Here is a 9,362-nt window from a genome sequence, read left to right as displayed (position 1 = left end):
CTGCCAATCGCACACGGGCTCTGCCGTAGCGGCCGCTACGGCAGAGCCCGTGTGCGATTGGCAGAACTGACCCCGGTTTTTAAACAGGCACGGCGTCCGGTGCGGCGGGGCTGGCCTCGCCCATCAGGAACAGGATGCGCTTGCGCACGAACTGTATGTGGCTGCGCAAGCCATATAAGCCGTCGGCAAACGACAGCGGGATCGACACCTGGTTGACCAGCTCCTCGATCTCGTCGAGACGCTTGAGCTGCTCTTCATACACCTGCATGCGCGTCGATTGCGGCGCTTCCTCCACCTTCTGCTCCACCGCGCGCAACTGGCCATACCACTTGTACACGCGCGAACGGATGCGCCACACGTACAGCGGCGGGATCACCTTCGACAGCGGCAGGATCAGCGCGCCCAGCGCCACCACCAGCACCCACATGCGGTCGAAGAAGTTGGCCAGCCAGAAAGTCATGTAGCGCTGCAGGAACGGCGGCCCGCTTTTGTAGAACTTGGCCGCTTCCGCATCGACCGGAATCTCGGTGTACTTGGCCGACGGGAACTGTCCCTGCTGCTGGAACCAGCCGGCGCCGCTATGAATGGTCGATGCCGCCTGCACGAACAAATCCACCAGCGCCGAATGCAGGTCGTCGCGCGCCACCAGCGTGGCGGTCGGCGCGATCAGGTTGTAGTCTTCCGATGGAATATTGCGGCCCAGATCGACAATCCCCTGCGGCAGCATCACATGCGTCAGAAACGGCATCTTGCGCGCATACGCTTCGGCCTGGTTGAAGTCGAACAGCTTGATGCCCGGCGTTTGCAGCAGCATCTGGATCAACGGCGCTTCCGGCGCCGAGGTGAACACCAGGCCGTCGATGCGGCCTTCCAGCAACTCCACCGTCGCCGGCGTATTCGCCAGCGAAAAGCGCTCTACTTCGTCCTTCTCGACGCCATTCAGCTCCAGGATCTGGCGGAACAGCCGAGGCGAACCGGCCCCCTTGGGACCGTAGTTGATCTTCTTGCCGCGCAAATCGGTCAGCTTGGTGATCGGCGGCTTGCTCTTGTCCTCGCGCACGAACAGCCACAGCGGCTCAACAAACAGGCTGCCCAGCGAGGACAGGCCTTCGCGCTCGGCCGCCTCCTCATTGGTCGAGCCGCTTTGCACGAAAGCGATATCGACCTTGCCGTCGCGCAGATTGCGCAGATTCTCGCTGGAACCGGCGGATGGCACCATGGTCACCTTCACGCCATGCTTGGCCAGCGCGGCGGCGTACTTCTTGCCGAATTCCTCATAGGCCGAATTCTCCTGCCCCGTGCCGAGCCGCACCGTGCGCGGCGGCGCCGGGTCCACCAGCCAGTACGCCAGCAGGCAGACGCCGACGATCAGCAACACCGTCGGCGCAGCAGCGACAAACAGATCCCGGAGCGAGAACTGGGTGAACTTCAGGATTTTGGACATGTGATGGCGCATAGGTTTCATGGGCTCACACATTGCCAACAAATAGGCAACTATGCAAGAGAAACACGCGACCGAAGAGTGAGCCGCACAGCACCCCTTTGCGGCAAAGGGTCTGACCCAAGGGGTCAGACCCTAACGGAGCGCAGTGCGGGGTGAAAATTAACCGCCGCAGGCCTGCAGTAGTGGCTTCGTCACTTCGGGTGCAACGCCCCCGACTTTAACCACAGCCGCCGCGCCGGGTTTAGGCGCGGCATGCGGCTCAATCAGCGGCATCAGGCTAGGCGCCAGCACCACCAGCAACTGCACCGGCAGCGCACTGGTAAAGTCATAATTCTTCGACTCCGGCCCATGCACATACGCCGTCATCGAACCAAAGAAGCGCTCGCCGATATTGAATACAAACGTCGCCGACCGGTTCACATAACGCGACTCGATCAAGCGCCCGCCCGACGCATACACATCAAAGCGCTGGTCGCCAGTCCCGGTCTTGCCGCCCACCGGAATAATGGCGCCATCCGCCGCCACAAACGCCGCCTTGGCGCGCTTGGCCGTGCCGTCCGACACCACGCCACGGATCGCATCGGCCACCACGCGCGCCACTTCCGGCGCCAGCACCTGCTCGTTGGTGGTCGGCGGCGCCTTGGTGATCAGCGTCTCATACGGCGTGCCCTGCGCAAAGTGCAGCGACGTGATGCGCTGCGAACTCTTGCGCACACCGCCATTCACCACAATCCCCATCAACTCCGCCAGCGCGGCCGGTCGGTCGGCCGACGCGCCCAGCGTGGTCGCATACGACGGCACCAGCGATTCGAACGGATAGCCCATCTTCTTCCACTGCTTGTGGATTTCCATGAAGCCTTCCACCTCGATCAGCCCGGCGATGCGCTTGTCCTGCGCGTGCTTGCGGTGCGTCTTGAACAGCCACTGGTACACGTCCTGGCGTTCCTGCTCGCTGGCCTTGGTCATCTCGCTCAAGGTCGCGCCCGGATGCAGGCGCAGATACGCCGCCATCCACAGTTCCAGCGGGTGCACGCTGGCCAGGTAGCCTCGGTCCGCCAGCGACCAGTTGCCGATCGCATACTGGTCGTACAGCTTGGCCACGCGCTCGTCCGGCACCTCGTTCTGCGACGGCAGGTTCTCTTTCAGGAAGGCCGCAAACTGCTCCTGCGTCGCCAGCGGATACACGGTGCGGTGGATCACCGCCAGCCGCACCGGCGTGCTGCGGATGTTCGCCAGCAGGATCTTGTCGATCTCTTCCGGCGGCTTGCCCTTGTACTTGGCGTAGAAGCGGCCCAGGAATTCCTTGCCTTCCTTGTCCGCGAAGCGCGCCAGGTAGCCGGCGCGGCGCGGATCGTCCGCGTCCGCCAGCAGCGAGGCCGACGAGCCCGGATTGGAGAACATGTAGAACTTTGCCACGTCGCGCATCAGCCGCACGAACACCAGGTTGGTCGAATGGCGCAGCGCCTCGGTCACGGTCAGGATCTTCGAGTTGTCCTCTTTCGAGAAGTTGCCGAAGTGGTGCAGACCGCCGCCGGTGAAGAAGCCTTCGCCCGGATTGCCCGAATACTTGCGCTCCATGGCCGCGTTCAGCATCGGCGTCAGCTCGCGCTTGTCCAGCGCCAGCGGCTTCAGGTAATCCAGCGCCCACTGCGAAATCTTATCCTGCGGATCGACCTTGACCTGGCCCAGCGCCGCCGCGTCCATGCCGCCGTACTTCTTGTGCAGCTGGTCGACGATGTCCAGGTAGGTGATCAGCGTGCGCAGCTTGGCGGTCGAGCCGAGGTCCAGCTTGGCGCCTTCATTGATGTCCAGCGGCTGGTCGAAGTTATCGGTTTGCAGGCGCAGCAGGTTGTTGTCCTTGCCCTTCTCCAGCAAGGTGAAGCTGTACACCACGTTGGCCGGGTCGCCGTTGCCCAGCATGCCTTTGCCGGTCAGGCCGGCGGCCTTGGCTTTTTCCGGATCGCGCAGATCGCGCAGCACCTGCGTGACGGCGGTCTGCGCCTGCGCGTCCAGCGTGCTGACCACGCTCAGGTCGAGGCGGTCCAGGTTGTACATGCGGTTGTCGCCCAGCAGGTTGGCCAGGTGGTTGCGGATCGCGTTCGAGGCCTTGCGGCTGACGAAGGTCTGCGCCGGCGCCGACTGCAGGCCGTTGCCGGTGGCCGGATGCAGGTGCTGCTGCAAGGCCACGTCGCGCATGGCCGGCGTGATGGCGCCGTCGTTGGCCAGGATGCGCAGGTGGCTGTTGGCCAGCACTTCCAGGTCGGCCGCGCCGTCACCCAGGTAGTAGCTTGGACGGCGCTGCGCGATCATCAGGCTCAGCGCTTCCTTGAACACCAGCGCGGTTTCCGCGTCCGGCCTGTCGAGCTTGCCGCTGAGGCGCTTGTTGACGTCGTCAAACGAACGGCCGTACCACACCCACATGCCGTCGCCGATGCCGTTCACCTCGCCGTAACCAGGCTTGGCCGACAGCGGCACGGTGTTCAGGTATTCGATCACGATGCGACGCCGCGCCTTCAGCGTTTCCGGGCCGTCCTGGTAGGAACGCAGGCTGGCCGACACCATCTGCTGCAGCTTGTCCTTCATCGAACCGGTGCGGCCTTCCGGCGAGTGGCGATACTTTTCGATCTGCGTCGCCAGCGTGCTGCCGCCGGCCGCGCGGTGACCGCCGGCCACGGCGCTGACGCTCTTCTCCAGCACCGCCTTGCCCAGCCGGTCCCACTCCACCGCCGGATTGCGCTTCGGATAGGTGTTGTCCAGCAGCTCGCGGTTTTCGATGAACAGCAGGCTGCTGATCAGCACCGGCGGCGCCTGCTCGAACTTGTTGTAGATGCGTTCCGGATAACTGGCGGCAAACAGCTCCTGCGCGCGGCAGTCGACAATGCGCAGGCCGGTCTTGGTCTTTTCGCGGTAGGTGGCGAACACGCCCATGTCAGCCAGCTCGGCCATTTTCGGCGAGATGCGCGCCTGCGCCGCGACCTGGTAGTCGCGCTGGCTCAGCTTGCCGATATAGTCCGGCAGGCCGGCATAGCCCAGGCGCTCGTCGTACGGGCTGTCGTGCGGGAAGCGGATCGATTTGCTCGGTCCCTTCTCCACCTTGTAGGTCATCTTGCTGGCGAGGTCGGTGAACACGCGCGCCTGCATCGACGAGGTCAGCGTTTCGCGATAACCCCAGTAGACGGCAAACGACACGCCTACCAGCAGCACCAGCAGGAAGGCATTGCGCGGACGCTTGCTCTTCTTCGGCGCACCGGACTCCGGCGGTGGCGGCGGGTCCATTTGTGCTTGCGCCAGATGGGCTTCGGTTGATTCAGGTGTATTAGGAGGCAGCATCGCGATGTTTCAGTAAAACTTACTAGTTACCATTGCACCACATCAGAGCGTCGCTGACCGGAGCGAACGCACAATAAATCAAAAGCGCTGTTTATTTTCGCAAAAAAACAACGGCGCTCTCCTGTGTGGGAGAGCGCCGCGTCACCCTGCCGTCACAATGCGGATCAGGTCGGTTTGAACTCTACGTGGAGCTTGCGCAGCTCGTCGCACAATTGAATGAAGGCGGTGGCCGTCTGCACCGGCTCGCCTTTGACGCCAAGCTCGATATGGCGGCGCGTGTTGGCGTCGCCCACGCTCGGCAGGCTGAACACTTTGACGCGCGGATACTGGTTTTCCAGCGCCACCATCAGCGGCGTCAGCGCCGATTCGGCCGCCTCGTACACCAGCACCGACTGCTCCAGGCGCGGCTCGCGGTTGAACAGGTCGGCGTAGTGGTTGTCCAGCACCCATTCCAGCATCGGCCACGCCATCACCGGAAAGCCCGGCACAAAATAATGCTTGTGCAGCGCGAAGCCGGCGATGTTGTTGTACGGGTTGGGGATCAGCGCCGCGCCCTCGGCGAACTCGGCCATTTTGAGGCGGTGCAGGTTCTCGGCCGACTCCAGGTCGGCGACCTGGCCGGCTTCCTGCGCCATCTGCACGATGCGCTGCTGGATGTTGATCTTGCCCTGCTCGTGCAGCACCAGCGGCAAACCCAGCGCGTCGGCGGCGGCCTGGCGCGTGTGGTCGTCCGGGGTGGCGCCGATGCCGCCGCAGCACAGCACGATGTCGTCGCTGGCGAAGGTGCGCTTCAGCGTGGCGGTGATGCGCGCCGGATCGTCCGGCAGCACCTCGGCCCACGTCAGCTGCAGGCCGCGCGCCGCCAGCATCTGCACAACCTTGGGGAAATGCTGGTCGACGCGCCTGCCGGACAGGATTTCGTCGCCAATGATGATGAGTCCGATTGCCATTGCCTACTCCTTTTCGATGACTTCCTGAGCCCGCAAACGCGCCAGCGCATCCAGGCAATAATACGCAAACCACAGGCCGGTGAAGATAAAAATCAGCACATACAGCCAGATCGACACCGCTGCCAGGAACGGGAACATGACCACCGCCATCACGCCGCTGAGCCAGATCGCGCCCGGCAGCGCGCCGGCGGCGCCCGACACCACGCCGATGATCAGCAGCCGCCAGCGGTGCTCGCTCAAGATCTGGCGCCGCTCTTCGGCGCTGGCGTAGTCGGCCAGCGTGTCGTAGACCATCACGCGGCAGGTCAGCCAGCCCCACAGCAGCGCCTGCACCACCACCGCCAGCGGCGGGAAGGCGTACAGCGGCAGCGTCAGTATCCACAGCCCGATGAAAATCGCCATGCCGCCCAGCGCCACGCCGATGCTGCCGATGATCGAGCCGCCGTGGCGCTGCTCCAGCTGCGGATAATGGCGCAGGCCGACGTGGCGGCCGATCAGCGGCATCGCCACCACGCCGATGAAGATCAGCGCGGTCAGTATCATCAGCGGCAGCAGCGCCAGCATGGCGATCAGCGGCACCACCACCGCCGTCAGCGTGCCCAGGCCCAGGCTGCGCAGCCAGCTGGTGCTGGTCGAGAACAGATTATGCTCGGTGAACAGCGCGTGCAGGTAATCGATCAGCGGCTGCAGGCCGAAGTACAGCGCGGCCGCCCACACCGCCAGCGCTAGCAGGAACGGCGCAATGCTCATCAACAGCATCTTGCCATGCCACTGCGACAGAAACGCCCGTCCCCATGTGCGGAACACTGCACCCATCAGACCACATCCTTTCTTGCGTATTCAATCATGCGTTTGAGGCCCAGCCATTGCTGCGACCAGAAGCCGCGTCCGTATTCGCGCCCGCTCAGCTGGTCGCGGATGCCGGTGGCGACGAAGCGCGGCGTAAAGTCGGCGGTGCGGAACAGGATATCCCACACTGGCAGCAGCACCGCAAAATTGCAGCCGCCCTGGCCGGCGCCGATGGCGTGGTGCATGCGGTGGTAGCGCGGCGACACCAGCAGCCGCTCGCCCAGCCAGCCGAAATGAATCCGCACATTCGCATGCTGCAGGCTTTGCAGGATGCGCGACACCGACACCAGCAGCACGTACTGCGCCGGCTCGACGCCGATGCCGAGCGCGATCACGCCCATGTAAACGTCGCGCAGCAGGTCGTCGAGGATGTGGTTGCGGTCGTCGCTCCACAGATTCATGTTCTGCTGACTGTGGTGCAGGCCGTGCAGCGCCCACCACCAGTTGAACTTGTGCGAGGCGCGGTGATACCAGTAATCGCAGAAATCCAGCGCCACGAAATACACCGCGAAGGCGCCCAGCGGACCGATGCCGGGCCACAGCGCCTCCAGGTTGAACGGGTGGAAGCCGTCAAAGCGCAGCCAGCCGGCGATGCTGTCCAGCAGCGGATCGAGCGTGAAGAAGATCAGCAGCGAGAACACGCCGATGCGGTGCAGCACGGTGTAGAGGAAGTCGTTCCAGCGCGCGCGCGGATCGGTGATCGGCTGCGCCGGAATCAGCGACTCCAGCGGCCGCAGCACCAGGAACAGCAGCGCCAGTTCGAGCATGCCGATCAGCAGCCATTCCGTGCCTTCGAACGCATCTTCGACAAAGGCGCCGAAGCCGAGCTGGAACACCAGCGGCTGGATCACGGTTTCGAACAACCAGCCCTGGGCCACGCCCAGCCAGTCGGAGAGGGTTTCTGTCATTTCTTATAGTCCGGATGCGCGCGCAGCGTGGCAAAGCACATGCCCTTCTGTTCCAGCCCGCTGATCAGCGGTTCCAGATTGGCCGGCGCCCAGGCATCCTTGCGCGACCAGATGCCCATGTGGATCAGCACGATATCGCCGCCGCGCAGGTCGCGCAACGACTTTTGCAGAAGTACCGGATTCGGATACTTTTCGCTCGACAGTTCGTCGCCCGAGAAGCCGGCCGGCGACCAGCCCACGTGCGCATAGCCGCAGCTTTTGCCGATGTCCAGCAGGCGCGGCGAGGTATGGCCGGCCGGCGCGCGCCAGAACGGATCGAGATGCTTGCCGGTCAGTTCGACAAAACGCTGGTCGACGCGCTGCATCTGTTCGCAATACTGCTGCGGCGTCCAGCTGACCTGCTTGCCGGCCTGCGGACCGAAACCCGGCTTGAACACCACCTTGCCGTCGGCGCCATCGCGCACAAACACCGCGTGGTCCCAGGTGTGGGTGCCGACCGCATGGCCTTCCGCCACGCGCGCCTTCCAGTACGCCGCCCAGGACGGATCGAGCGAATAATCGCCGCGCACGGTTTTCTCGTTGGCGAGGAAGAAGGTGGCCTTGATCTGGTGGCGGTTCAGCGTGTCGGCGATCAGCTCGGCCTGCGACTGGCTGCCGGTGTCGAAGGTCAGATAGATCGTGCCCTTGCAGGCGGCGCGCGGCGCGGCGGCGTGACCGGCCAGTGTTTTCAGCTGGCGCGCCTCGGCATTGGCGGCGCGGGCCGCGGCGTTGACGTCGCGCGCGCTGTTATTGACCGACTTGGCGCTGTCATCCGCGCGCACGGCCGGCGCGACCGCCAGCGCCAGCAGGGTCAGGACGGCGGCGCGCTTCATCAGCGTTGCGCGGAGTTGAAGAAGAACACGCCGTGCGGCGAGCGGCCGACCGGAATGGTCTTGATGACCTTGCGGCTGGCCAGGTCGATCACCGCCACCTTCTTAATCCAGCGCAGCGTGACCCACATGGTCTTGCCGTCGTCGGTCACTTCCATGCAGTCCGGGCCGCCGGGCACGTTGATCTGGCCGACGTTTTCCAATGTCTTCTGATCAATGATATTGATCGAATTGGAAACACGGTTCGACACGTAGGTGTAGCGGCCGTCGCCGGCCGAACGGAAGTTGTGCGCGCCCATGCCGGTCTTGATGCGCTTGACGGTTTTCTGCGCCTTCCAGTCGATCACCTCGACGTAGTCGCTGCCCATGATGCCGACCAGCAGATACTTGTCGTCCGGCGTCATGGCGATACCGGCCGGCAGCTTGCCGACCGGGAGCGTCCACTTGACGCTCTGCGTGGCCAGGTCGATGGCGCTGACCTGGTCGCTGCCCTGCTGCGTGATGAACACCATATTGCTGGCGGCGTTGAAGGCCATATGGCTCGGCAGCTTGGCCAGCGGGATGCGCTTGGCCAGCGTCATGCCGGCGCCGTCGTATTTGTACAGGTCCACGCGGTCCAGCCGCAGCGAGTTCGAGACGAACCATTTCTGGTCCGGCGAAAAGCCGATCTGGTACGGGTCGAGGATGTCCTTGATGGTGCGCTGGACCTGGCCGGATTTCGGGTCCAGGAAAATCAGCTCATTGCCGACCGAGCTGGCGACGATCAGCGACTTGTTGTCCGGCGTCGCCATCAAATGGTGTGGCTCTTTGCCGACCGGGAAGGTCGACAGATCCTTGTAGCTGGCCTGGTCCAGCAACTGCACGGTGGCGTCGCGCGAATTGAGCACCACGACCACGTTGGCCTGGGCGCTGCCGACGGCGGCAAGAAGGCAGGAAAGGAGGACACGGCGCAGACGACGAAACATGAAGGACTTCACTATGAGGAACAAAGCCTTATTTTACGTGCAAACCA

General features: G+C 63.9%; 7 protein-coding genes. All 7 read right to left on the bottom strand.

Annotation, left to right across the window (positions count from 1 at the left end):
* Window positions 1-79 precede the first annotated feature (79 nt).
* The 7 genes from GJ698_RS28120 to GJ698_RS28090 all read right to left on the bottom strand — a co-directional run bounded on the left by GJ698_RS28120 (window position 80) and on the right by GJ698_RS28090 (window position 9,315).
* Complete coding sequence (locus GJ698_RS28120; RefSeq protein ID WP_154361159.1) at window positions 80-1,444, bottom strand: TAXI family TRAP transporter solute-binding subunit; 1,365 nt, start codon at window positions 1,442-1,444, stop codon at window positions 80-82.
* 159 nt (window positions 1,445-1,603) lie between these two features.
* Window positions 1,604-4,720, bottom strand: a complete 3,117-nt coding sequence (locus tag GJ698_RS28115) for a transglycosylase domain-containing protein (RefSeq protein WP_154361158.1) — start codon at window positions 4,718-4,720, stop codon at window positions 1,604-1,606.
* Between the two features lie 218 nt (window positions 4,721-4,938).
* On the bottom strand, window positions 4,939-5,724 hold the full coding sequence (locus tag GJ698_RS28110) for a competence/damage-inducible protein A (RefSeq protein ID WP_154361157.1): 786 nt from the start codon (window positions 5,722-5,724) through the stop codon (window positions 4,939-4,941).
* Between the two features lie 3 nt (window positions 5,725-5,727).
* Window positions 5,728-6,540 carry an EI24 domain-containing protein gene (locus tag GJ698_RS28105; RefSeq protein WP_154361156.1) on the bottom strand — a complete coding sequence of 271 codons (813 nt, stop codon included), beginning with the start codon at window positions 6,538-6,540 and terminating at the stop codon, window positions 5,728-5,730.
* Window positions 6,540-7,481, bottom strand: coding sequence for a sterol desaturase family protein (locus GJ698_RS28100; RefSeq protein ID WP_154361155.1), 942 nt, complete (start codon window positions 7,479-7,481; stop codon window positions 6,540-6,542). Before GJ698_RS28100 ends, GJ698_RS28105 begins: the two co-directional genes overlap by 1 nt.
* Entirely contained in the window at window positions 7,478-8,353 is an 876-nt protein-coding gene (locus tag GJ698_RS28095; RefSeq protein ID WP_154361154.1) for a polysaccharide deacetylase family protein, read from the bottom strand. The genes GJ698_RS28100 and GJ698_RS28095 overlap by 4 nt, the downstream gene beginning before the upstream one ends.
* Window positions 8,353-9,315: a YVTN family beta-propeller repeat protein gene (locus GJ698_RS28090; protein ID WP_154361153.1), complete on the bottom strand. Its 963-nt coding sequence runs from the start codon at window positions 9,313-9,315 to the stop codon at window positions 8,353-8,355. Before GJ698_RS28090 ends, GJ698_RS28095 begins: the two co-directional genes overlap by 1 nt.
* Window positions 9,316-9,362: the final 47 nt, after the last annotated feature.

Origin of the sequence: Duganella aquatilis, assembly GCF_009674565.1 — a bacterium.
GTDB classification, from domain to species: domain Bacteria; phylum Pseudomonadota; class Gammaproteobacteria; order Burkholderiales; family Burkholderiaceae_D; genus Rugamonas; species Rugamonas aquatilis.
This window is presented reverse-complemented; position numbering and strand designations above follow the sequence as displayed.

Excerpts from the sequence above, each read along its gene's own strand:
- GJ698_RS28120 (WP_154361159.1), bottom strand. The coding sequence starts at position 1,444 with ATGTCCAAAATCCTGAAGTTCACCCAGTTCTCGCTCCGGGATCTGTTT.
- GJ698_RS28115 (WP_154361158.1), bottom strand. The coding sequence starts at position 4,720 with ATGGACCCGCCGCCACCGCCGGAGTCCGGTGCGCCGAAGAAGAGCAAG.
- GJ698_RS28110 (WP_154361157.1), bottom strand. The coding sequence starts at position 5,724 with ATGGCAATCGGACTCATCATCATTGGCGACGAAATCCTGTCCGGCAGG.
- GJ698_RS28105 (WP_154361156.1), bottom strand. The coding sequence starts at position 6,540 with ATGGGTGCAGTGTTCCGCACATGGGGACGGGCGTTTCTGTCGCAGTGG.
- GJ698_RS28100 (WP_154361155.1), bottom strand. The coding sequence starts at position 7,481 with ATGACAGAAACCCTCTCCGACTGGCTGGGCGTGGCCCAGGGCTGGTTG.
- GJ698_RS28095 (WP_154361154.1), bottom strand. The coding sequence starts at position 8,353 with ATGAAGCGCGCCGCCGTCCTGACCCTGCTGGCGCTGGCGGTCGCGCCG.
- GJ698_RS28090 (WP_154361153.1), bottom strand. The coding sequence starts at position 9,315 with ATGTTTCGTCGTCTGCGCCGTGTCCTCCTTTCCTGCCTTCTTGCCGCC.